Annotated in this window: 24 protein-coding genes and 4 tRNA genes; 19 read left to right on the top strand and 9 right to left on the bottom strand. The window is 27.5% G+C overall.

The features are described 5' to 3' along the window. On the bottom strand, positions 1 to 574 hold a 574-nt coding region (locus KJQ99_RS03645), incomplete at its 3' end, for a nitrate- and nitrite sensing domain-containing protein (protein WP_214150057.1). Positions 575 to 649: 75 nt separating this feature from the next. Between KJQ99_RS03645 and KJQ99_RS03640 the strand changes: the two genes are divergently transcribed. The 6 genes from KJQ99_RS03640 to KJQ99_RS03615 are packed head-to-tail and all read left to right on the top strand — an operon-like array spanning position 650 to position 4,311. Then, positions 650 to 1,489, top strand: coding sequence for a hypothetical protein (locus tag KJQ99_RS03640; protein WP_214116255.1), 840 nt, complete (start codon positions 650 to 652; stop codon positions 1,487 to 1,489). A gap of 9 nt (positions 1,490 to 1,498) precedes the next feature. After that, positions 1,499 to 2,056 (top strand): TlpA family protein disulfide reductase, encoded by a 558-nt coding sequence (locus tag KJQ99_RS03635; RefSeq protein WP_214119653.1) that lies wholly within the window; start codon positions 1,499 to 1,501, stop codon positions 2,054 to 2,056. Further along, positions 2,053 to 2,451: an META domain-containing protein gene (locus KJQ99_RS03630; RefSeq protein WP_214150056.1), complete on the top strand. Its 399-nt coding sequence runs from the start codon at positions 2,053 to 2,055 to the stop codon at positions 2,449 to 2,451. Before KJQ99_RS03635 ends, KJQ99_RS03630 begins: the two co-directional genes overlap by 4 nt. Continuing rightward, positions 2,451 to 3,248 carry a pseudouridine synthase family protein gene (locus KJQ99_RS03625; RefSeq protein ID WP_214150055.1) on the top strand — a complete coding sequence of 266 codons (798 nt, stop codon included), beginning with the start codon at positions 2,451 to 2,453 and terminating at the stop codon, positions 3,246 to 3,248. Before KJQ99_RS03630 ends, KJQ99_RS03625 begins: the two co-directional genes overlap by 1 nt. Next, on the top strand, positions 3,242 to 3,484 hold the full coding sequence (csrA, locus tag KJQ99_RS03620) for a carbon storage regulator CsrA (protein ID WP_214116264.1): 243 nt from the start codon (positions 3,242 to 3,244) through the stop codon (positions 3,482 to 3,484). The genes KJQ99_RS03625 and csrA overlap by 7 nt, the downstream gene beginning before the upstream one ends. Next, positions 3,484 to 4,311 (top strand): GHMP family kinase ATP-binding protein, encoded by an 828-nt coding sequence (locus KJQ99_RS03615; protein ID WP_214150054.1) that lies wholly within the window; start codon positions 3,484 to 3,486, stop codon positions 4,309 to 4,311. The genes csrA and KJQ99_RS03615 overlap by 1 nt, the downstream gene beginning before the upstream one ends. A 1-nt stretch (position 4,312) precedes the next feature. Here the strand turns inward: KJQ99_RS03615 and KJQ99_RS03610 are convergent, their stop codons facing one another. Together KJQ99_RS03610 and fliQ are read right to left on the bottom strand one after the other, a co-directional pair. Beyond that, positions 4,313 to 4,735, bottom strand: coding sequence for a Sua5 YciO YrdC YwlC family protein (locus KJQ99_RS03610; protein WP_214150053.1), 423 nt, complete (start codon positions 4,733 to 4,735; stop codon positions 4,313 to 4,315). After that, a complete protein-coding gene (gene fliQ, locus KJQ99_RS03605) occupies positions 4,732 to 4,998 on the bottom strand; it encodes a flagellar biosynthesis protein FliQ (protein ID WP_214116269.1) in 267 nt (88 codons plus the stop codon). The genes KJQ99_RS03610 and fliQ overlap by 4 nt, the downstream gene beginning before the upstream one ends. 194 nt (positions 4,999 to 5,192) lie before the next feature. Between fliQ and KJQ99_RS03600 the strand changes: the two genes are divergently transcribed. From KJQ99_RS03600 to KJQ99_RS03580, 5 genes are all read left to right on the top strand, one after another. After that, positions 5,193 to 6,089 (top strand): GGDEF domain-containing protein, encoded by an 897-nt coding sequence (locus tag KJQ99_RS03600; protein ID WP_214116278.1) that lies wholly within the window; start codon positions 5,193 to 5,195, stop codon positions 6,087 to 6,089. A 63-nt stretch (positions 6,090 to 6,152) separates the two neighbouring features. After that, positions 6,153 to 6,227 (top strand) — tRNA-Gly (locus KJQ99_RS03595). A gap of 16 nt (positions 6,228 to 6,243) precedes the next feature. After that, positions 6,244 to 6,331, top strand: a tRNA-Leu gene (locus tag KJQ99_RS03590). Positions 6,332 to 6,334: 3 nt separating this feature from the next. Then, positions 6,335 to 6,408, top strand: a tRNA-Cys gene (locus KJQ99_RS03585). Positions 6,409 to 6,454: 46 nt separating this feature from the next. Continuing rightward, positions 6,455 to 6,542: transfer RNA gene (locus KJQ99_RS03580), tRNA-Ser, on the top strand. A 126-nt stretch (positions 6,543 to 6,668) separates the two neighbouring features. Here the strand turns inward: KJQ99_RS03580 and KJQ99_RS03575 are convergent. Continuing rightward, a complete protein-coding gene (locus tag KJQ99_RS03575) occupies positions 6,669 to 7,244 on the bottom strand; it encodes a DJ-1 family glyoxalase III (protein ID WP_214119649.1) in 576 nt (191 codons plus the stop codon). Positions 7,245 to 7,339: 95 nt separating this feature from the next. Here KJQ99_RS03575 and KJQ99_RS03570 point away from each other — a divergent pair, with 95 nt between their 5' ends. Next, a complete protein-coding gene (locus KJQ99_RS03570) occupies positions 7,340 to 8,155 on the top strand; it encodes a mechanosensitive ion channel family protein (RefSeq protein WP_214119648.1) in 816 nt (271 codons plus the stop codon). A gap of 33 nt (positions 8,156 to 8,188) precedes the next feature. Here KJQ99_RS03570 and KJQ99_RS03565 read toward each other — a convergent pair whose 3' ends face one another. Genes KJQ99_RS03565 through KJQ99_RS03550 form a run of 4 tightly spaced genes read right to left on the bottom strand, consistent with a single transcriptional unit; the run spans position 8,189 to position 12,377 of the window. After that, the gene (locus KJQ99_RS03565) at positions 8,189 to 8,995 is read right to left on the bottom strand and encodes a metal ABC transporter permease (RefSeq protein ID WP_250325106.1); all 807 of its coding nucleotides are present in this window, start codon (positions 8,993 to 8,995) and stop codon (positions 8,189 to 8,191) included. Next, positions 8,976 to 9,701 carry a metal ABC transporter ATP-binding protein gene (locus KJQ99_RS03560; protein WP_214116301.1) on the bottom strand — a complete coding sequence of 242 codons (726 nt, stop codon included), beginning with the start codon at positions 9,699 to 9,701 and terminating at the stop codon, positions 8,976 to 8,978. Before KJQ99_RS03560 ends, KJQ99_RS03565 begins: the two co-directional genes overlap by 20 nt. Continuing rightward, on the bottom strand, positions 9,698 to 10,981 hold the full coding sequence (locus KJQ99_RS03555) for a hypothetical protein (protein ID WP_214150052.1): 1,284 nt from the start codon (positions 10,979 to 10,981) through the stop codon (positions 9,698 to 9,700). Before KJQ99_RS03555 ends, KJQ99_RS03560 begins: the two co-directional genes overlap by 4 nt. Further along, positions 10,944 to 12,377, bottom strand: coding sequence for a metal ABC transporter solute-binding protein, Zn/Mn family (locus KJQ99_RS03550; protein ID WP_214150051.1), 1,434 nt, complete (start codon positions 12,375 to 12,377; stop codon positions 10,944 to 10,946). Before KJQ99_RS03550 ends, KJQ99_RS03555 begins: the two co-directional genes overlap by 38 nt. 121 nt (positions 12,378 to 12,498) lie before the next feature. Between KJQ99_RS03550 and KJQ99_RS03545 the strand changes: the two genes are divergently transcribed. The 7 genes from KJQ99_RS03545 (at position 12,499) to KJQ99_RS03515 (ending at position 21,452) form a co-directional block, all read left to right on the top strand. Then, the gene (locus KJQ99_RS03545; protein ID WP_214116307.1) at positions 12,499 to 12,855 is read left to right on the top strand and encodes a transcriptional repressor; all 357 of its coding nucleotides are present in this window, start codon (positions 12,499 to 12,501) and stop codon (positions 12,853 to 12,855) included. Further along, the gene (locus KJQ99_RS03540; RefSeq protein WP_214116310.1) at positions 12,848 to 13,711 is read left to right on the top strand and encodes a cytochrome-c peroxidase; all 864 of its coding nucleotides are present in this window, start codon (positions 12,848 to 12,850) and stop codon (positions 13,709 to 13,711) included. Before KJQ99_RS03545 ends, KJQ99_RS03540 begins: the two co-directional genes overlap by 8 nt. Further along, positions 13,708 to 16,371 (top strand): EAL domain-containing protein, encoded by a 2,664-nt coding sequence (locus KJQ99_RS03535; protein ID WP_214150050.1) that lies wholly within the window; start codon positions 13,708 to 13,710, stop codon positions 16,369 to 16,371. The genes KJQ99_RS03540 and KJQ99_RS03535 overlap by 4 nt, the downstream gene beginning before the upstream one ends. Positions 16,372 to 16,413: 42 nt before the next feature. After that, the gene (gene ilvD / locus KJQ99_RS03530; RefSeq protein WP_214150049.1) at positions 16,414 to 18,117 is read left to right on the top strand and encodes a dihydroxy-acid dehydratase; all 1,704 of its coding nucleotides are present in this window, start codon (positions 16,414 to 16,416) and stop codon (positions 18,115 to 18,117) included. A gap of 137 nt (positions 18,118 to 18,254) precedes the next feature. Then, positions 18,255 to 19,544, top strand: a complete 1,290-nt coding sequence (locus tag KJQ99_RS03525; RefSeq protein WP_214150048.1) for a hypothetical protein — start codon at positions 18,255 to 18,257, stop codon at positions 19,542 to 19,544. Next, entirely contained in the window at positions 19,544 to 20,425 is an 882-nt protein-coding gene (locus KJQ99_RS03520; RefSeq protein ID WP_214150047.1) for a hypothetical protein, read from the top strand. The genes KJQ99_RS03525 and KJQ99_RS03520 overlap by 1 nt, the downstream gene beginning before the upstream one ends. Positions 20,426 to 20,855: 430 nt before the next feature. Further along, a complete protein-coding gene (locus KJQ99_RS03515) occupies positions 20,856 to 21,452 on the top strand; it encodes a peroxiredoxin (RefSeq protein WP_214116319.1) in 597 nt (198 codons plus the stop codon). Here the strand turns inward: KJQ99_RS03515 and KJQ99_RS03510 are convergent. Further along, the coding region (locus tag KJQ99_RS03510; protein ID WP_214150046.1) for a hypothetical protein at positions 21,447 to 22,120 on the bottom strand (674 nt) is incomplete at its 5' end. The two genes, KJQ99_RS03515 and KJQ99_RS03510, sit on opposite strands and share 6 nt — an antisense overlap.

Below are 22,120 nucleotides of genomic sequence, written 5' to 3'. Positions count from 1 at the left end.
CTTTTAATTTTCCAGCAATACTTGTATTTAGGTAACTAATGTTTGAAAAAGTATTAATATCCATAGTATTTGCATTAAATACTCCGTTTAAAGTCCCCCTTAATAAGCCATATCTTTCTTTTGTAGTAGCTACTAAATTAAGAGCATCGCTTAAACTAGCATAGCTTTCATCAAGACTTTGAGAAATATCTTTAACTTTTTTGATTTGTTGATTTATTAAATTAGTATAATTTTGTAATACTACAGCTCTATTAGCCTTATTATCTACCATATTTCTTAGACTATCAACTTCGTTTTTTAAGTCGTTATTTAAAATAAATTTAGCTCTATGTTCTATTAAAGTTTGTTTATTTGCACCAGCTAAAAATCCTACGCTAAGCCCACGCTCAACTTGTAATAAGTGAATTATTTCGTTGGTTTGAGATATTATCTTTACGCTATCTTGTGCAGTTATTGAAGAATTATATGTCTTATAACTATTTTTAATTAGCAAAATATTATAAATTAATAATATAATTAAAAATGTGCTTGTAAGCAATAAAAGTTTTTTAGAAATAGATATTTTAGAAATCATAAGTCCCCTTAATTAATAGATTTAGATTTTTATTTTAAAGTTTTTTAAAGAATTATATAGATTTTAGGAGAATGGATGAAATTTTTTTTAATTTTTTGTATGTTTTTTTCAACATTACTAGGTAGCTCATTTAAAGGAAGTGATTTTGATGAGTTAAAAAGTATTGATGTAAGAGATTATTATATTAGCGAATATATTGATGGTATGGGTGCAAACTGGGATGGTAAAAAGTTATATAATAATCATAATCAAACTTATGAAATTAGCAAAGATTTTACAAAGGATTTTCCACCTTTTGAGATAAAAGGTCTTTTATTTTGTGGGACAGATTATTATGATACCTTTAATGATGTTATGTTAAACAAGCTTAAATGTGCTAAATTTTATGTGGTTGATGTCCCTAATCAAAAAGGAGATTTAAAGGATAGATTAAATTATTTAAGAGATTATTTAAAAGAACACCCTAATAAAAATATTACATTCGTAGTTCAGAATGAATTTAATAGTGAAGATGAATTTGTAGATTTTTTTAATGAAGTTATATTAAAAGAATCAGAGGGCGTATATTTACACAAAAAGAACACTAATTATGATGTTCCAAGACAAGATAAAATAGTTCAAATTAGAAAATTTTATAAAGACAATTGCGTTATATCAAAAACTAATTTAAACAATGAAGGTAAGCTAATTAATTATGAATGCCAATGGAAAAAGATTAACGCTTTAAGAGCTCTTACTAAATTTACCGATGAAAAATTAAATAATAACGAGCTTACAACTATTACTATAGGCAGTGGTTTTAATATAAACGAAATTAATAAACCATTAAACATAGGAACCAAGATTGCATTTAAGTATTATAAACTTGATAAAGATGGAAAACCTATGCATAGCGTATTTATTAGAAGTTTTTAAGGAGTGGGTATGAAAAAATTATTATTTGTTGCTAGTTTTATTGCTTTATTTTTTAGCGCTTGCAACGATGAAGCTAAAACTACAAGTATTAAAACTGGAGATATATTAACTTTAAAAAGTTGGGATAATCAAGAAATAAAAATCAAAAGAGAAGAAAATGGCTTTAGTTTGGTTGATAGCAATAAAATTTTAATTATTGATATATTTGGGACTTTTTGTCAGCCTTGTAGAGCCGAAGCTCCAATGCTTTTTGATATACAATCAAAGCATTTAGATGATTTAGTGTTTGTTGGATTATCTTATGCAGAAGAAGCTGATAATGAAAAATTAAAAGAATTTGCAAAGAACTATAATGCGTATTATTTTTTAACAAATGATAAAAGAGCAGATTTGATAGTAGAAGCAATAACAGATGATATAAAATATAATACTCAGGTTCAATTACCTTTTAAAGTAATGTTAAAAGATGGTAAATATCAAAAATTAGGAAATGAGTATTTTATTTTAGGTAAAGCCGATGAAGGATTATTAAGAGAAAGTATAAATAAAGCAAAGGAAAATAAATGAAAAAATCTTTAATCTTATTAAGTATATTAGTGTTGTTTGGTTGTGTAAATACTAACAATGTTGAGGTAGCAAAAGAAGTGAAAAAATTAGAAAATAAAGAATATAAAATATCAAAAATTATAGTTAAAGACACAAATAAAGAATATAGCAATTTTAGTAATTGGTCTTTAATAATTGAAGATAATAAATTAGGAATGTTTGTAGGTTGCAATAGAATTTTTAGTGCTATAAAACAAGAAAATAATAATATTTATTATGAAAATCCAGCAAGCACAAAAATGATGTGCCCTAATCAAGTAATGGAAGTAGAAAACGCAGTTGCTAGTAGTCTTACAAGTATGCAAATAATAGAAAATGGCTTAGAAAACGATAAAGTAAAAATTATTTTTGAATAATGATTTTTCTAGCAAACAAACCAATTAATATTAGCTCTAATTCTTACGCTTTAAAATTAGGTAAAAAATTAGGGCTAAAATTAGGATATTCAGGCACACTTGACCCATTTGCTAGCGGGGCATTACTCTGTGCTGATAAAAAACACGCAAAATTATTTCGCTTTTTAAATCTTGAGCCAAAAGTCTATGAAGCAACGATTTGGCTTGGTGCAATTAGCCCTAGCTTGGATAATGAAAACATAAGCTTTTGTAGTGTTAAAGAGCCTAGTTTAGAGCAAATTATGCAAGCTTTTGCTAAGTATCAAGGAGATATAACTTACACTCCGCCTATATTTTGTGCTAAAAAAATCAATGGCAAAAGAGCGTATGAGTTAGCTAGAAATGGCGAAAAGGTTGAGCTAAATGAGTGTGTAATGAGTGTGAGAGCTAAGTTTTTGCATTATAATTTCCCTTTTATTAGTTTTAGATTAAGTGCTAGTAAGGGCACTTATGTTCGTTCATACGCCAAGCTAATTTGCGATGAATTAGGTGTAAAAGGGACTTTAAGTGCTTTAAGAAGACTTAGTGAAGGCGGCTTTAAAGAATTTAAAAATTATGATGCTTTTGGAAGTGTTGGTTTAGAAGAAAATTTTTATTTAGGCGATATAAACGACTTGCTATTAGGCAAAAAATTAAGCTTAAATGATTTTAAAAAACAAGATTACAAAATTTATAAAATAGATTTAGGAGATTGTTTTAGCATTATTAGATTAGATGAAAAAATAGAATATATTTTAAATAAGGTGGAAAAATGTTAGTAGTATCAAGAAATGCAGGTGAAGGAATAGTTATTGATGGTGGGATTAAAATTAAGATTTTTGAAATAAAGGGCGATTCGGTAAAAATCGGTATAGAAGCTCCTAAACAAACTTTAATTTTAAGAGATGAATTAGTAGATTCTATAAAAGATGAAAATATCCAATCAGCTGCATCTTCAAGTGAATTGTTAGATAGTTTAGTAAGCTCACTTTCAATGTATAAAAAAGATAAATAATGAAAGCTTTTGCAAAGATTAATATTTTTTTAAAAATCACAGGCAAAAAGGATAATTATCATCAATTAATTTCAAGATTTTATAGGATTGATAATTTATATGATGAGCTTTATTTTATACCTAAAAATGAAGCTAGGAATTTAGATAAAACTTTAATTCCTAATTCAAATTCTTTATTAAAAATCAATGGAATTACTTACGAAAATGAGTTTAAACAAGATGAATTGATGGATAAATTTTATTTGATAAATGATAATTTAGTAAGTAATTTTTATTCTAAAAGCGATATTTTTTCAAAAGTTTTAAGTTTGATTGATGAGAATTTAAAACAAGAATTTCAAAATAATTTCGCTTTAGTTTTACACAAAAATATCCCTACTTTTGCAGGACTTGGCGGTGCTAGTTCTAATGCTGCTTGTTTTATAAAACTATTAAATGATATAAAGCCTTTTGATACTAAAGCAATTGCTAGGCTTAGTGGGGCTGATGTGAGCTTTTTTGAAAGTGGGCTAAAGAGTGCTAATGTTAGTGGATATGGTGAGATAATTGATGATTTTAGCGATGATTTATGCGATTTTTCATTAGAATTTAGCACACCTTGTAGCACAAAAGATGTTTTTAGCGAATTTGCAAAAGAGCCAAAATATTATGAAAATGACGAATTGAGTAAATTAAAGACAAAAGAGCTTTTAAATAATTTTACAAATTATGAATTAAATGATTTGCTAAAACCTTGCAATGCTTTGTATTCTAGCACTTTAGACTATGCTAATAAGGGCTTATTTTTAAGTGGTAGTGGGGGTAGTTTTTTTAAACTTAAATCATAATTTATCTAATTTGTTTTAGTTTAGAATTGTTTATTTTAAACATTTTTGATGAACTTTTTTGAGCTAAATCCAAATCCACAATTACATTAGCTATATTTTTTGCATAATTTATATCAAATTCATACCCGTGCAAATTTGCACTACTTGAGTATAAATATTTAAAATTCTTTAAAAATAAACTATGTTTATTATCATTTACTAATCTAAATGATATTTGGTTTTTATATATAAAGGTTGTTTTTTTAGCTTTTCTTACTTGATTTTTAAATTTATTTGGAACTCTTGCAATGTTTTTAAGGCTAGTTAGATATGTGCTTGTGATTATGCAAGGTTTATTGATTTCTCGTTTTTTAGCTAAATTAATTTCTTTATAATCTTTACTTAAAAATCCAGCTGTAGTATCGGTTTGTGCTAGATAAATCATTTAACAAAACTTGGAATTTTATTTAATATCATAGTTGTAAAATCTATCATTTGATTCATCATCCAAGGCATTAAAAATATAATAATTACTACGACTAAAATGATTTTTGGCACAAAACTTAAAGTCATTTCGTTAATTTGGGTTGTCGCTTGAAATATACTTATTAAAAGTCCTGCAATAAGTCCAGCTAAGAGCATCGGAAGTGATAATAAAAGTGCTATTTTAAAAGTTGATACCCCAAGTGCAACTAAAGTGCTTTCCATATTAATCCTTATCATCAAAGTGTTAAACAATTTTAGGCAAAATTACTTAACTATAATTAAAACAAGGAAAAACAATTAAAAACGACTTTATTAAATTATTAAAAGAAATAGACATAAACCTTTGGCTACTTGTTTCTATATTTATTACACATTGTGTTTATTGTTTTTTGTTTTTAATTAATGGTATTTTTCCTATGGCTATTTTTAATATTTACTCAATAACGAGTTATTTTGTAGCAATTTGCTTTTATTTAAAAGACAAAATAACAGCAGCGTTTTTTGTAGCATTTGCCGAAATATTTTTACACCAAATTATGGGTTCTTATTATTTAGGGTTTGAAAGTGGATTTAGCACTATTATGATGTGCTTATTTTTCTTGCAATTTACATTTTTTAGCAAGTGGCTTTATAGAATATCAGTAAGTTTATTTTTGCTTTTTAGCATATATGGTTTATATTATTTTAGACATTATTTAGTAGGTGAATATAGTAATAGTCAAGATTTGTTTTTCTATATCAATACATTTTCAAGCTCTGTTTTTATGTTAATTTATGGTGGTCTTGCAACGGTTACTTCAAATAAAAAATTATCCGACTTAACTTATTTGGTTTATAGAGATTTTCTAACAGGTCTTTTTAATAGAAAATACTTTGAAGAAAAGATAATTCCTAACTTCAATAAAGATGAATCACTTTTAATAGCAATTTGTGATATAGATAATTTCAAAAGAATTAATGATACTTATGGTCATGATATAGGCGATATAGTTTTAAAAAGTGTAGCATCAGCAATTCAGTATGAAATGTTAGGGCTTAAAGGCGTTGTTTCTAGATGGGGTGGCGAAGAATTTGTAGTGAAATTAAATGTGAAAAACAATCAAGAAGCAGAATACTATATGAATGTAGTAAAAAATTCAGTTTCAAAACAAGAATTGAAAAAATATAACATAAAACCAACTATAACAATTGGTGGTATTTTTATTAAAAATCCTTGTAAAGATAGTTTTGAGCATTATTTTAAAATTGCCGATCAAGAATTATATTTTGGTAAAAAAAGCGGCAAAAATTGTGTAAATATACAAGTTTCATAATTTTTTTATAATTAAGTTTAATTTAAGAAAAAAAATATATAATTCTGTCTTTATTTCATAAGTGCGGGAATAGCTCAGTGGTAGAGCACAACCTTGCCAAGGTTGGGGTCGCGAGTTCGAACCTCGTTTCCCGCTCCATTATTTTACATATTTTGCCCAGATGGCGGAAATGGTAGACGCAAGGGACTTAAAATCCCTCGGTAGTTTTTACCGTGCCGGTTCAAGTCCGGCTCTGGGCACCATAAGGTGATATAGCCAAGCGGTAAGGCATGGGCCTGCAAAGCCTTGATCCTCGGTTCAAATCCGAGTATCACCTCCAATAAGGCTTTTGCAAAAAATCTTTTATCGCTTGTTTGATAATTTTTCGGGAGATGGCTGAGTGGTCGAAAGCGGCGGTCTTGAAAACCGTTGAGGTGCAAGCCTCCAGGGGTTCGAATCCCTTTCTCCCGGCCACTTCATTTTTAACAATCTTTTTCATTTTATATTTTTTTAAAAAAGTATTTTGTTCTAGCTTTTTTAGCTCCTTTGTTAGAAGAAAATATTTTAATTGAGTGTTGAAAAACACTCAATATATTTTAATTAGAATTTAATTCCGAATTGATTTATTAATAAACCATCAAGCATTCCATTAAATTGGTCTAAAAATCCCATTTCTTTTACTATTGTAAGTGCAAAATAAGATGAAGTGATAGGTCCAGCACTTGTGATTATATTTTTACGAACTACTACAGGCTCATTTAATCTTGTTCCTTTAATTCCTTCTTCGCAACCTGGATAGCAAGTAAATTCATCACTTAAAACCCCAGCATTTGCTAAAACTATTGGAGAAGCACAAATTGCTGCTATTAATTTGTTTTGAGAATTTAAATCTTGTAAAATTGATTTGATTTTTTCACTATTTTTAAGGTTTGTCATACCACCAAAACCACCTGCTAGAGCAATTGCATCAATGTTTTTAGTATCAACTTCGCTTAGTTTTACCTTAGCTTTTAAAACCATACCAGTATCTAGTGTAACTTCTAAATTATCATCTAAACTAGCACAAATTACATTTATATTAGCTCCATAATTTTTCGCTCTTAGAAGAATATCAATAATGCTAATTAATTCAATATCTTCAGCTCCATTTGCCATAGGCACTAAAATATTTTTCATTTTTACTCCTTTTAATTAGATTAGAGAATAATATTAATTAAAATTAAGTAATTAATTGTTAATATTCATTTTCAAATTTTTTAAAAAGGATATTGATGGATACAACAATTCAAGATGTAAAAGCCACAACCACAGAAACTCTGAATAAACTAATTGATTTGCAAAGTGCAGGTTTTGATTTTGAAGGATTTTTCTTAAAATATGGTTTTAAGATTTTAGGTTCAATTCTTATTATTGTTTTAGCATTGTTTTTAATGAAAGTTGTAGGAAAAATTTTAAGAGTTACTTTAATTAAAATTAGCACAGATGAGACTTTAACCAATTTCTTAGTTAAGCTTGTAAAAATTATAATTTTAGTTGTTGGAATTCTAGCAGCACTTAATAATGTTGGTGTTGATACGACTTCATTCGTTGCTTTATTTACAGCTACATCTTTTGCTATATCTTTTGCATTTAAAGAAACTTTATCAAATATAGCTGCGGGTGTTTTGGTTGTAGTGTTTAGACCTTTTAAAATAGGTGATTATGTAAAATTTGGTGCAGGAGAAGGATTTGTATCTGATATATGTTTGTTTTCAGTTACGCTTAGAACATACGATAATACAAATATAATAGTTCCAAACTCAAAAGTTATAAGCGATAATATTTATAATTATTCTCGTGAAAAAACAAGAAGAATTGATTATTCTAAAGTAATTGACCCATCAACTTTATGTGATGTTAGAAAAGAAGTTGAAACAGCATTAGGTCAAAATGAATTAATTTTAAAAAATCCAGCAATTTATGTTGGGGTTAAAAATGTAAATGATACTAATATAGAAATAGCAATTCAACTATGGGTAAAAAATGAAAATTATGAAAAAGCTTCAATGCAGGTAAATGAAGCACTTGCAAAGATATTTATAAAATAATTTTAGAATTTGAAATGAGATTTTTATCTTATTTCAAATTCTTTTTTTCACAATAAAACTTAAAACATAAGCAATCATAAAGCAAAAACAAGCAAGTAAAATTATACAAGCTCCACTGCTTAATTCATAAGCAATACTTAAAATTAATCCACCTAAGCAAAAAAATAGCGATAATAATACAGAAATAATCATCATAGATGAAAGCTTAGTGCAAAACATAGAAGAAATATAGCTAGGAATACAAAGCAAAGCTAGTATTAAAACCATTCCAACTACTCTTAAACTAATCACTATACAAACAGCGGCTGCAATTATTAGCATATAATAAATTAGATTTGCATTAACACCATTTGCCTTGCAAAACTCACTATCAACGCTAACTCCTATTAATTGTCTATAAAACACAAAAGCCATTATGATAAAAGCTATATCAGCACTTAACATAATATAAATATCACTTAATTCAACTGCCAAAATAGCTCCAAATAAATAGCTAAAAACTATGGAATTTGAATTAGGACTTAAATCGCTAAGCAATATCCCAACACTCATTCCAAAAGCCCATACTACACCAATTACAGCATCTTGATTTTTGTAATTTCTTGATAAATATGCAATCAAAATAGCACAAGCAATAACAAAGGCTAAAGTACTAAGCATCGTGCTAACTCCAAAATAAAGCGAAATCCCAAGCCCACCATAAGCTGCGTGAGAAATACCACCTACCATTGCTACAAGGCGATTTGTAAGAACAAGCGCTCCTATAATCCCACAAGCAATGCTTACTAAAACCGCTGCTAAAATTGCATTTTGAATAAAATTATAATTTAGATATTCCATAATTTTCCCATATATCAACTTCGCATAAATTATTTTTATGCGTTGCTAAGTGTAATAATTTGTTGCTATCAAGACCTTTTGTGATTTTGTGTAAATGTGCGGTCTTGCTAATATGAATTAATTTATTTGCATACGAAGAAATTAAAGCTATATCGTGGCAAACACAAATTATGCTAATTCCTTGATTATTAAGGCTTTTTAATAATTCAAACACTTCTATTTGTCCTTTTGCATCAATACTAGCAGTAGGCTCATCAAGTAATAATAATTCACAGCCACTAAGTATTGCTCTAGCTATTAAAACTCTTTGCTTTTGCCCGCCACTTAAACTTGCAAATCTTTTATTTGCATAATCTTTTAAGCCCAATTTTTCAAGTGCTAAAAGTGCATTTAATTTATCTTGTTTTGAATTAAAAAAGAATGAATTTCTTTTTAAAGTTCCCATCAAAACCACATCTAAAACATTGATAGGGAAACTAGGATTTATATTAGCAACTTGCGGAACATAACTTAATTTATTTGTGTTTATAATAATTTCGCCTTTACTTGGTTTTAACAAACCCAATAAAAGCTTTAAAGTTGTGCTTTTTCCACCGCCGTTTGCTCCTATAATTCCTACGAATTCATTTTTTTCTACATTAAAACTAATATTGCTTAAAATCTCTTCCGTATCGTAAGAAAAGCTTACATTTTTTACTTCAATCATCCAAAAAATCCTATAAATAATCCAACGCATATTACAAATACAAGGCTTAAAATCTCTATTTTTGAGTTAAATTTAAATCTTGTTATTATAAATGCACTTAAAAATATAGCTAAACTCATACCTAATGCGATTAATAAAGCCGCTATAAAAGCTCTAGCACCTAAGCTACTTATAAAACCAATTACTAAAATAAGTCCAGGACAAGGCAATAAACCTATGCTAAATGCTAAGAAATTATCAAGAACTTTTTCTTTATTTACTACATTTAAAATTCTATTCTCATTAGCCACACTAAAGCTTTTTATATTATTTGGTGTTTTTGCAATTTGTGAAATTTGTGGTTTTTTTAGTTTTAAATAAAGCAAAATAAGTGCTAAGAAACTTATTAAAAATCCTGAAATTTTATTAAGATTTAAAAGATTAAATAAAGAGAAAAAACTAGCAATTATAAAGGCATTTGCTAAGTGAATAAAACCTACTTTTAGACTAAAAAATAATATTTTTTTCTTAGAGTTCATAAAATAAGCTGCGGTTATGCTTTTTCCGTGACTTGGTAATAAAGCGTGAAAAAAGCCATAAATTAGTGCGATAGGATATAAATATATGCTATTGTCTTTTAATAATTCAAGCATTTTGCTCTGTAATTTTGCTAATTTTTCTAATAAAATATCATAAAATGATTTTGAAGTGTTGGTTTCAAATTCTTTTGATTTTTCTACTTTTTCATCTACTTTTTGAGCTATTTTTTCTATTACATTTGCTTTTTGAAATTCATAATAAACTGCATTTAGATTAATGTTTTCATTAATGCTAAAACCATCTACTTTATAGGTATTTTCTTTTATTTTAAAATTAAAAAACCCATCTAAATCCTCTACCGAAAACATTAAAACTCTATCAATTTTAGGACTAAAATCATAATCTATAAAGTATTCTAAAAAAAGCTCCTTATCAAAACTTACTTTAATATCTTTAACAATAAATTTGATTTTTTTGCTTTCTCCGAATGGCAAATCATAATATTTTAAAGTAGTTAAAAAATCTCTAGGTAGTAAATAATCAAGCAAAGCAGCACGAACGGCTACTAATTCTTTTTCGTCTAAATTCTTGTCATTATTTAAATCATAGCCGTCTAATAGTGTTTGTGAAAAATTAGAAGAAAATTCCCATGAAATGGAATTTCCTTTAAAGCTAACATGAGCAGTTGGCGTATATAAAGCACATAAAGCACAAGCGTATATATTAATGTTTAGAACAATTATCGTTAATAATTTTCGCAAAGTTTAAAAGCTCCTTAGATAATTCATTAGAAAGTTGATTAATTTCTACTAATTTTAATCCACTTTCCTTGTGAATGGTTTTTGCCAATTTATCATTAAATTGCGGTGCTTTTAAAACAAGGCAAGCTTTTTTATCTTTTGCAATTTCTATGATTTTTGCTAATTCACTAGGTTTTATTTCTTTACCTTCAAATTCTAAAGTATATTCAACAAGATTATATCTTTTAGCAAAATATCCCCACGATGGATGAGCACTTATAAAACCTTTTACATTCACATTTTTCGTTAAATCATATATTTTTAAGTTTAATTCATCTAATTCTTTTTCATAATTTTTTAGATTTTCATCAATTGTTTTGCTTTCATTAGGAAAAGCTTCTTTTAAAGCATTAGCTGAATTTTGTGCAATTTGTTTTAATAAAATAGGGTCAGTCCAAATATGCACATCTAAGCCTGAATGCTCGTGTTGATGCTCGTGGTGATGGTGCTCTTCTTTATGATTTGAGCCTATGTGGTGAATTAAGTCTTTTTTAATATCTTTTACGCTCATATTTTTAGGATAATAAGTTGGCCAATTATCCATTTCTTTTAGCAATTCTTCTTGACTAGAGTTGCCAAAAAATATATGAAAATGTTCTAAATCTTTTGTAGGAGCGATATTGTGGTCGCTAAATTGCACATATTTAAAAGCCGCATCTTTATTGGTAGCTTCAAATAAATATCTAACACCTTTTTTACCTGATTCATAGGTTAATATTTTGTATCCAATATATTTATAATTTGATTTTTTACTTACACCATTTTGTATAAATTCCATACTATCTTTTGTAATGATTATGCTTTCTACATCGGTTTTATAGCCATTTAGATAATATTCTTTATATTCTTGCTCGGTTTTATCTTTTTTTGCATTTGATTTTAATTTGTAATATTCATCTAAATCCCCATTTTTAGCGTAAGGATAAATTGATTTCCAATTACCAATCCAATCACTTAAATCTCTATTTTTTACATCATTATCATCAAAAATCCCATTATATATATCATCATTATGTTCGTGATGGTGCTCGTTTAATTCTTTATGAGAATAATTATTTTTTTGAATATTTTCATCAGTGTGAATTATTTTTATATTGGTATTTTCGGCAAGTCTTTTAAGCCATATATCTTCAATTTCAACCCCGATACCTAAAAATACTTTAGCCTTACTAAGCTCCATCATTTGCTTTGGTTTTGGCTCGTAAGTATGTGGGTCAGCTCCTGCTGGCATAAGAGTTGTAATATTTGCATTTGGTAATAGTTTTTTAACAATTTCAACTTGTGGTAATATGCTAACTCCTATATTATTAGCTAATAAATACACGCTAGCTAATGAACTTAATAATATCTTTTTCATTGCAATTCCTTTTCATAAATGTTTTAAAGTTGCAAGTGTAGTAAATTGTTGCTTAAATGCAACTTAGTTGCAAAAAATAAATTAGGTTTAAATTTTAATTTTTTTTGCTATTATTTACGAGATGAATTCAGTAAAATTATTAAAAAAGCACGATATCGGTATTACAGAACTTAGAATTTTATTATTAGATGAGCTTTTAGCTGCTAAAGAGCCTATGAGTTTTGATGAATTTAAAACTAAGGCAAATAAAACTACATTTTATAGGACGATGGAGCAGTTTCAAAAGTCTAAATTGGTAAATAAAATTGATTTAGATGGCAAGGGTTATTATCAAATAAATAAAGGTAATAATGCACTTTTTGTGTGTGATATTTGTCATCATACTAAAGATTTGGAGTTTCCAACAATTAATAATTTAAAAGTTAATTCTGTCTTGGTAAAAGGAGTTTGTGAGGAATGCAAGGACAATGATGAATAAGATTATATTTTTAATTGTATTTATTGTTTTTGCTTTTGCAGATGAGAATATATATAAACCTTTAACTAGCATACCTTATGATAAAAAATTAGCTGCCGTTGGTAAAAGATTATATTTTGATGTAAATTTAAGTCCTAATAAAGTATCTTGCAATACCTGTCATAATTTAAATCTTACTGGTAGTGGGACAAATAATTCTGGTATAAATTCTGATAATTTAACAAATCCACCAACAATTTTAAATATTGTATATTCTAATTTATTTTTTAAAGACGCAAATATTACTGATTTAAGAGAACAAATTAAACAAACATTAAAAGACGATATGAATATTACGCCTGATGAATTTAATAGTTGGGTTAAGTTAAATGTAACATATCAAAGATGGTTTAATGAAATAGGATTAGCCGCTAATTATGATAATTTAGTAAGTGTTTTGGTAGAATTTGAAAAAGCCTTAATAACTCTTGATGCTCCTTTTGATTTATATTTAAAAGGAGATAAAAATGCTATAAGTGATAATGCTAAAAGAGGACTTAAATTATTTAATTTTTATGGCTGCTCGTCGTGTCATAATGGTAGTAATTTTGGAAGTAATATAATTGCTGATATAAATACTAGCTTTTCAGAAGGTTGTAAATTAGAAGATAAAAAAGTAAAAGTGCCTACTTTAAGAAATATTACAATTACCCAACCATATACATATCAAGGAGCATTTAATAATTTAGAAGATATTGTTAGAGTTATGTCTGCTTGTCAATTAGGCATAGTTATGCCAGATAAAGATGTTGATGATATAATAGAATTTTTAAAAACACTTGAAGGAAAAAGACCTAAGATTTTGGAAGAGAAATGAATAGAGAATATAAAAATATAGAAATAAAAACATTTGTTCAAAAGATTTTACAGATTTTCATTGCTGCAATGATGGTTGGCATTTTTGTATGCACTGGAATATTTTTTACCAAACTTCATCAAATAGATATTAATTACGATATAAATAATCACATACACGAAATTATGTTAGATAATCAAGAATTAATGCTAAATATAGAAAGACCAAGTATTTATGCAAATTTTGAAAATAGTGGCAAGAAGTTAAGTGAGATTGATGTTAAAACTAATGAGTTAATTCAAATTCTTAAAAACAATAAACAATTAAATGCTAATGAAGAAGAAAAAATTAAAAGTAGTATAGAAAAATTAAAACAATATATAAAAGATTTTAATAGTTTATTAGGGACTAGCGGAAGTGATTTTAAAAGCTTTAATGTGCTTTATTCTCAATCAAAATTGGTTGATGTAAAACAAAATGTTTTAGAGTATATATTTGCTACTAAAATTAGCGTGAGTTCAATAAAAGGATATATTGAGTTTTTAGACTCATTAATAGAAAATAATACAAAACAAATTATTGATTATAAAACACAATTAATTGAATTAAAACAAAATTATGCAAAAACCAAATTAGATAAAGATAAAGAATATATAGAGCTTTTAGAAGATAAAATATCAACTATTGATGATGAAAAAACATATTTAATATTAAGTAGAAAATTATTAGATGGAGTGAAAAAACTTCACGAAGAAAAAAATGAAATTAAAAATTTCACAGATTTTGAAAATATTTTAACTCAATTAAAATTGCAAGTTTTAAGTAAAATTGAGCATTTAGAAAAGACAAATGACCAATTAGTTTTAGTTGGTGCAATTTTTGCAGTTTTATTAATATTTACTACTTTTATTATTTTTAAATATAGCCTAGATTTAACAAGTGCATTAAATATTTTATATAAAGCATTTTTAAATTCTCCAATTCAACAAGTTTTAATAAATACAAAAAATAAAAAGAATTTATATGCTGAATATGTAAATGATACTTTTACATTCAATGTTCATGCACCAACCGAACAAAGTGAAAGTATAAGAAAAGCACAAGCTGTGAATTTTTATGATTCATTAGATGGAATTATTGATTTGACTGATAGTGCTAAAGGGTTTGATTATGGAACGCTAATTCAAGAAAGTCATAGCAAAATCCAAGCTTATAATGAAAATGATATTACAAGTAGAAAAGAAACTAGATTTTTCTCTGTATTTAGAAAAAATTTAGGTGATAATATTGAGCTGATTAATAAAGTTGATGTAACTAAAAAAATCTTACAAATTAAAGATTATAAAACCAAGCTTGATAATATGCAAAAGAAATTAGATACAGATAGCTTAACAGGTTTATTATCTTTACAGGCTTTACAAGATAGGGAATTAAAAGACGATAAAGCTAATAAAAATAATATTTTCTTATATTTAAAAATTGATAATTTCAATGATTTAAGGCTGAATTATTCAACTATTATGATTGATGAGATTATAAAAGTTTTTGCAAATTCTTTAAAAAATGCTTTAAATGTGAAAAATAACGATGAGGTATTAAAAAGCACTAGTATTTATCATTTGCAACTAGATGAGTTTTGTATAGTTTATAAAAACCACGAAGAAGCTATGGCAGCAGCTGATTTGATACAAAATCATTTTAAAACCCAAACAATGAACTCTACACGGGGCAAAAAAAATAAATTTGAGTTAAAAATAAATTCTGGTATGGAACTTAAAGACTTAGAATTAAATATCGGAATTTCAAGTGAGCGTGATATTAGAAAGTCAAATCAAGAGATTATTAATAGACTTGCACAAGCAATCTTAGCAAGTTATGAGACTATTAAAACAAAAGAGCCTTATTGTGTTTATAAAGAAGGTTTAAGTATAGAAAAACAACACGCAGAGCAACAAAGAGTAGTAGGTCAGATAAGATATGCTTTAGAAAATGATAAAATATTTGTGGTTTGTCAAGGTGTGCATAATTCTATTACAAAAGAAGTTTCTTATTATGAAGTGTTAGTAAGGTTAAGAGATGAGCATAATAATATAGTATCACCGGGACTTTTCTTAGATGTAGCAAGAAAAGTGGGTCTTTATAAAGATATTCAAGAAGTAGTAATTAATAAGGTTTTTGATTTGATAGAGCAATATCCTAATGCGAATTTTAGTATAAACCTAGCTAACTCTGATATTATCAATAAAGAAACTAGAGATGTATTTGAAAATAGATTAGAAAAATGCTCTCGCCCAGAAGCTTTATGTGTTGAGATATTAGAAAGCGAAAGTATTGATAAATATGATGATTTATCAAATTTCTTAAAATCAATTTCATTTAGGGGTTGCAAGATAGCAATAGATGATTTTGGTAGTGGATATTCAAACTTTTATAGATTATTAAAAATTAAGTTTGATTACTTAAAAATTGATGGCTCAATTATTGAAAGTTTAGTAATTGATAATAATGCTAGAACCGTTCTTGAAACTCTAGTAGGATTTGCTCATAAGCAAGGTTATGAAGTTGTAGCTGAGTTTGTAAAAAATCAAGAAATTTTAAAAATAGTTCAAGATTACGGAATAGAAAAATCTCAAGGGTATGAGCTAAGCAAACCTGAAGAACCACATAATATTTTTATTTAGAATTTAAAATAGGAATTTGAAAATCTATTAAAAGGAGCAATAATGAGAAGTGATACTATTAAAAAAGGTTATACAAAAGCACCAAGTAGGTCATTATTAAGAGCCGTTGGGCTAAAAGATGAAGATTTTGCAAAGCCATTTATTGGGGTTTGTAATAGTTTTATAGAGATTATTCCAGGGCATTTTTATCTAAATAAATATGCTGAAATTATCAAAGATGAAATACGCAAAAACGGCTGTGTGCCATTTGAGTTTAACTGCATTGGTGTTGATGATGGTATTGCTATGGGACATAGTGGAATGCTTTATTCGTTGCCAAGTCGTGAATTAATAGCAAGTAGTGTTGAGACGGTTATGAACGCACATAGCCTAGATGCAATGATAGCTATTCCAAACTGCGATAAAATTACTCCAGGTATGATTATGGGGGCTTTAAGAGTGAATGTGCCTACTATTTTTGTAAGTGGTGGAGCGATGGCTGCAGGTAAGCTTAAAGATGGTTCTCAAATTGATTTAAATACAGCGTTTGAAGCAGTTGGCGAATACGAAGTTGGTAAAATTGATGAAGCAAAATTAAAAGAAATTGAATGTGCTGCATGTCCTGGAGCTGGAAGTTGCAGTGGAATGTTTACGGCAAATTCAATGAATTCTTTAATGGAAAGCCTTGGTATTGCACTTAAGGGAAATGGAACTATTTTAGCTTTAACTTCTGAAAGAGAAGAATTATTAAGAAGTGCTGCAAGAAGAATTTGTGAGATTGCAAAGAGCGAAGAGCTAAGCGAAAAATACAAAATTAGAAATATTTTAAATAATAAGAGTTTAAAAAATGCTCTTGTTTGTGATATGGCAATGGGCGGTAGCACAAATACAATTTTACACACTTTAGCAATTGCAAAAGAAGCTTATGCTGATGAGATTGATTTAAAATTAATGCACGAAATCGCTCAAGATACACCACATATAGCTAAGGTTAGCCCAAGTCTGCCAGGAACTCATATGCAAGATGTAGGAAGTAGTGGTGGAATATATGCAATAATGAATGAAGTTAGCAAAAAAAGTAAATTCTTTAGCAAAGATGCACTTACTATTAGTGGAGATAGCATAGGAGAACTGATTAAAGATAGTAATCCTGATGGAAAGGCTATAAAAACTTTAAATAATCCATACTCTGAGCGTGGTGGATTATGCGTATTATTTGGCAATATCGCAAGAGAAGGTGCGGTAATAAAGGTAGCTGGTATCGTTGGTGATAAGGTTTTCCGTGGTAAATGTGTTTGCTTTAATTCTCAAAATGAAGCAATAGCAGGGATTAGCAGTGGAAAAGTGGTTGCTGGAGATTGTGTAGTAATTCGCTATGAAGGTCCAAAAGGTGGTCCTGGAATGCAAGAAATGTTAAGCCCAACAAGTCTTATTATGGGTAGGGGCTTAGGTGCGTCGGTTGCATTGCTTACTGATGGTAGATTTAGCGGGGCGACTCGTGGTTTTAGTGTGGGACATTGCTCGCCTGAAGCTGCTGAAGGTGGCGAAATAGGGCTTATTAAAGATGGAGATTTAATAGAAATTGACACTATTAAATGCACTATAAATCTATTAATTGATGACGAAGAAATGGCTAGAAGAAGAGCGGAATTTAAGCCTATTAAAAAAGAGCTTAATTCAAGATGGCTTAGAATGTATCAAAAGCTAGTTAGCAATGCTAGTAGCGGCGGTGTTTTAGACCTTGATGGTTTGAATGAAATGAAATAATTTTAGGGATTTCTTAAGGAAATTCCTAGTTTTGTATTTGAAATTTTTATAGAATTTGAAATTGCTTTTTTACTTTAAATAAATTAATAAAAATCTCTTATTTTATTAAGCTAGGAACAAAGAACCTAGCAAATGAAGTGCAAAAAGGTGCAATTGATTTAGATATAGCTAAGCAAACTAAAGATGAAAAAATCGCACAAGAGCAAATAAAAACTGCAAACGATATGGAAACTCTAAAGCAAAATCAATTCGCTACAAAAACACAACCTGAAATATTTAAAATGCAAAAGGAAAATCACAAAGCAAACTTAAGCAATACCTATTCAATTATAAGTGAGCGTAAGCAAAATATGTTTTTTAAAGACCAAGCTTATAAAGAACAAGAAGAAGCTAAAAAAGTAATGAGTGATTTTAATGAGTTTTCACTCAAGTTTCCTAACTTAAAAGGAGATGATTTAAAGAATGCTTATTATAAGCATTTAAACTATATGCAAATGGCTGCTTTTAATGACCCATTAGCAACAGATACCCCTACTCAAATAGCAAACGCTCAAAAATACTTAGATAAACAGCGTTTATTTGAAAAACATTTAGGATATACAGGACAAGGCTATCGTGCAAACGAAGATAATTTTAACCCTATTCCTAAAGGTAGTGGCAATGGTGCAAATAGCGTGAGAAATAATGGCGTTTCTAATGTAGATTTAGCTATGTTTAATAAAGCACAAGAGCAAAATAAGACAATAAAACAAGAAATGCTAAATAATGCAAGTAAGATAAAACAATTAGCCACTAGTTTAACAACTGCCGCATCAAACCTAGAAGACTCAGAAACAATTAGGCAAGAATTAGCAAAGCTACAAGAAAGGCAAAAAGAACTAAAAAACATAAAAAATCAAAATGAAACTTATATTAATAGCAATACTTCAGGCATTTATACTATGCTTAAGGATACTTTAGCAAGACAAGGATTTTCTAAACCTGAAGAAGAAATACAAGAAATACAAGATTTATTATTGTTATCTAAAGGCTTAAATGATATATATGATGTATTAGAAAATGGCAAAGGTAAAGATTTTAATGTAGGCTATACAGGTAATATTGGTAGATTTTTTACTAGAGTTGGTGGTAATTCTCATCCTGTAGACTTGCTAGAAAATAGAACAAAAACATTTATGAAGATATATCAAAATTCAGGCACTAAACTAAAATCACAATATGAAGATATAAGGTCAGTATTCCCTGATTATACAGGTTTTTGGCAAAGTAAAGGCAAAGTAGCAAGTGATTTAAGAGATATTGAAGAGAGTATAAGAAATCAAATAAATAATAAATTATCAGCTTATAATAATGAGAGTAAAGAATTAATTAAGTCTTTAGTGGATAATATCTATACGAGTAAATATTCACTAAAGGCAACACAATAATGAAAAAAATATTAATTATTATAATGAGCCTTGTATATTCACAAGGCTTACAAATTAATCTAAGCGATGAAGAACTAATAAAGCAATTACCACAAAATATACAAGATAATATAAAAAAAAGCTATACAGATAATGGTATTAAAAGTCCATTTATAGAAAACTACAGAAAATATGCTAAAGAAAATCAAAATATAAATGATTATCATAAAATGATTATAGACAATACTAAAGATATAAATTATATTTTAAGTGAAGATGTTATTAAAAAATATTTTAATAAAACAAAGGGTTATACACCTTTTACAAGTGATTATGTTAAAAAGGAAATAGAACAACATAATTTAGTTTTTAATGCAGAAAAACAATATAGCGATTATGTAGATAAAGCTTTTTATACAGGAGAAAGAATATTAAGTGCTGATGAATGGCTAGAAAAAAGGGCTTATAAGTTAGAGAATTTAGGTTCAAAATTACAAAGCTATTATGCAATGCTTAATGCAGTAGATACAAAACAAAGCTATGAAAAAAATGCAAAAGAGCTAGGACTTGAACTAACAAAAGAAAGTTTTATAAATACAATGCTATCATCTCATTTTAATGAATATGAGCTAAATAAAAATAGTGATAATGAAACGATAGTAAAGGATAAAATACTTAATATTAATAAAAATGTAGGCGATATAGAAAGCTTTAATTACTACACCTTAAAAGCATTTATTTTAAATTATTTAACAAGTATCTTAGGATTAATCACAGGTATAATTCTATGCATAAAATATAAGGATAAGACATTAGTATATATAAGTCCGTTTGTATTATTAGCTTTAGGTTTAGTGATTGATTATTTTGTAATCGGAATAAAATTGCTTAAATATGTGTAAACCCTAGCAAAACACGGCTAATTTGCTAGGGTTAGGTGAATTGCTTTAAGCTTAGGCTAAGCCGTGCTTTACTATAATTTTTGTTAAGTTGTTAAGTTAGTTGCTTTACTAGAACTTTTTTAAAGTTCTTAGTAAAGCTATGATTAAAACGATTAAAATAATTGTTTCTCCCATATTACCACCTTTCCACCCTAACAAGCCTAAGGCAAAAAGCAAATCATATTATAAATTAATTTTTATTAAAAATATTTTAAATAGTTATTTAAAATAAATAATTTTTAAAACTAATACTGATTTATTATTTTTATAAAATTACTTAAAATCTTGATTTAAATTATTTTAGGATAATTTTTGTATGATTAACATCTCTATTAACTTTTAACATTTATAATTTTTTAACAAATAAAAATTATTAATAAGGAGACAAATTATGTTAGTTACAAAAAAAGCACCAGATTTTACAGCTCCAGCTGTATTAGGAAACAATACAATAGATAACAATTTTAATCTATACAAAAATATGGGTAAAAAAGGAACAGTAGTATTCTTTTATCCAAAAGATTTTACATTCGTATGTCCAAGTGAAATTATCGCATTTGATAAAAGATTTAAAGATTTCCAAGATAGAGGAATTAATGTAATCGGAATTAGTGGTGATAACGAATTCTGCCATTTTGCTTGGAAAAATACTCCAGTAAATCAAGGTGGTATTGGCAATGTACAATTTCCTTTAGTAGCAGACCTTACAAAAGAAATCGCTCGTGGTTTTGATGTATTATTTGATGAAGCAGTAGCTTTAAGAGGTTCATTCTTATTAGACGCTGATGGAACAGTTCGCCACGCGGTAATTAATGACCTACCACTAGGAAGAAATATTGATGAAATGATTAGAATGGTAGATACAATGTTATTTACAAATGAGCATGGTGAAGTATGTCCAGCTGGCTGGCATAAAGGCGAAAAAGGTATGAAAGCTGATCCAAAAGGTGTTGCTGATTACCTAGCTAATAATAGCGAAAAACTATAATTTAAAGGCTAGGATTTTCCTAGCCCACTTAAAATTAAATAATTTTTTAAATATTGATTTTTTCACTTCTGTTTTCTTGCTTATAAAATTTACTTTTATATTATTTATATTATTTGGTATAAAGTCTTTGTTAATTTTGTGATTATTTATATAAAAATATTTTTTGCTAATATTATTTGCGAATGGAATTTCATTAAAAGATACATTGCCATTTCCAAGTGCTTTAAAAATCTCATCTTTTCTACTTTTTCTAAAATCATAAAACCTAAAGCCTTGCTTAATGCAGTTTAAATAAAATTCCACTTCTTTATCTATATCAAAATCTATCTCATTTGGGCTAAAAATACTATGATTTTTGGGTTTGAAATTATACAAAAACTCACAATTTTGATTAAATATTTTTATAAAATCTTGAGTGTATATAAATCTTAAAAATCTAGTTTTTTTGCCCTTAAAATGTCTTAAATCAGATTTTAAAAATCCGTTTGCAATAATTTTTGCATTTTTTGGAAAATTTATATTTTTTAAAAATGATAAATTTTCAATGAAAATATAATCAAAATATTTCAATTTTTTAACTTGTAAAATCGCTAAATAATTAAAAATATCTATGTGATAAATATTTTTATTTAAGCCTTTTGTATCAGTTTTACAAATATATAAAACTA

The organism is Campylobacter sp. 2018MI13 (genome assembly GCF_018501135.1).
GTDB lineage: Bacteria > Campylobacterota > Campylobacteria > Campylobacterales > Campylobacteraceae > Campylobacter_E.
This window is presented reverse-complemented; position numbering and strand designations above follow the sequence as displayed.

Bases quoted from the DNA above. Each gene is read 5' to 3' on its own strand.
- KJQ99_RS03640 (WP_214116255.1), top strand. From the start codon at position 650: ATGAAATTTTTTTTAATTTTTTGTATGTTTTTTTCAACATTACTAGGT.
- KJQ99_RS03635 (WP_214119653.1), top strand. From the start codon at position 1,499: ATGAAAAAATTATTATTTGTTGCTAGTTTTATTGCTTTATTTTTTAGC.
- KJQ99_RS03630 (WP_214150056.1), top strand. From the start codon at position 2,053: ATGAAAAAATCTTTAATCTTATTAAGTATATTAGTGTTGTTTGGTTGT.
- KJQ99_RS03625 (WP_214150055.1), top strand. From the start codon at position 2,451: ATGATTTTTCTAGCAAACAAACCAATTAATATTAGCTCTAATTCTTAC.
- csrA (WP_214116264.1), top strand. From the start codon at position 3,242: ATGTTAGTAGTATCAAGAAATGCAGGTGAAGGAATAGTTATTGATGGT.
- KJQ99_RS03615 (WP_214150054.1), top strand. From the start codon at position 3,484: ATGAAAGCTTTTGCAAAGATTAATATTTTTTTAAAAATCACAGGCAAA.
- KJQ99_RS03610 (WP_214150053.1), bottom strand. From the start codon at position 4,735: ATGATTTATCTAGCACAAACCGATACTACAGCTGGATTTTTAAGTAAA.
- fliQ (WP_214116269.1), bottom strand. From the start codon at position 4,998: ATGGAAAGCACTTTAGTTGCACTTGGGGTATCAACTTTTAAAATAGCA.
- KJQ99_RS03600 (WP_214116278.1), top strand. From the start codon at position 5,193: ATGGCTATTTTTAATATTTACTCAATAACGAGTTATTTTGTAGCAATT.
- KJQ99_RS03575 (WP_214119649.1), bottom strand. From the start codon at position 7,244: ATGAAAAATATTTTAGTGCCTATGGCAAATGGAGCTGAAGATATTGAA.
- KJQ99_RS03570 (WP_214119648.1), top strand. From the start codon at position 7,340: ATGGATACAACAATTCAAGATGTAAAAGCCACAACCACAGAAACTCTG.
- KJQ99_RS03565 (WP_250325106.1), bottom strand. From the start codon at position 8,995: ATGGAATATCTAAATTATAATTTTATTCAAAATGCAATTTTAGCAGCG.
- KJQ99_RS03560 (WP_214116301.1), bottom strand. From the start codon at position 9,701: ATGATTGAAGTAAAAAATGTAAGCTTTTCTTACGATACGGAAGAGATT.
- KJQ99_RS03550 (WP_214150051.1), bottom strand. From the start codon at position 12,377: ATGAAAAAGATATTATTAAGTTCATTAGCTAGCGTGTATTTATTAGCT.
- KJQ99_RS03545 (WP_214116307.1), top strand. From the start codon at position 12,499: ATGAATTCAGTAAAATTATTAAAAAAGCACGATATCGGTATTACAGAA.
- KJQ99_RS03540 (WP_214116310.1), top strand. From the start codon at position 12,848: ATGAATAAGATTATATTTTTAATTGTATTTATTGTTTTTGCTTTTGCA.
- KJQ99_RS03535 (WP_214150050.1), top strand. From the start codon at position 13,708: ATGAATAGAGAATATAAAAATATAGAAATAAAAACATTTGTTCAAAAG.
- ilvD (WP_214150049.1), top strand. From the start codon at position 16,414: ATGAGAAGTGATACTATTAAAAAAGGTTATACAAAAGCACCAAGTAGG.
- KJQ99_RS03520 (WP_214150047.1), top strand. From the start codon at position 19,544: ATGAAAAAAATATTAATTATTATAATGAGCCTTGTATATTCACAAGGC.
- KJQ99_RS03515 (WP_214116319.1), top strand. From the start codon at position 20,856: ATGTTAGTTACAAAAAAAGCACCAGATTTTACAGCTCCAGCTGTATTA.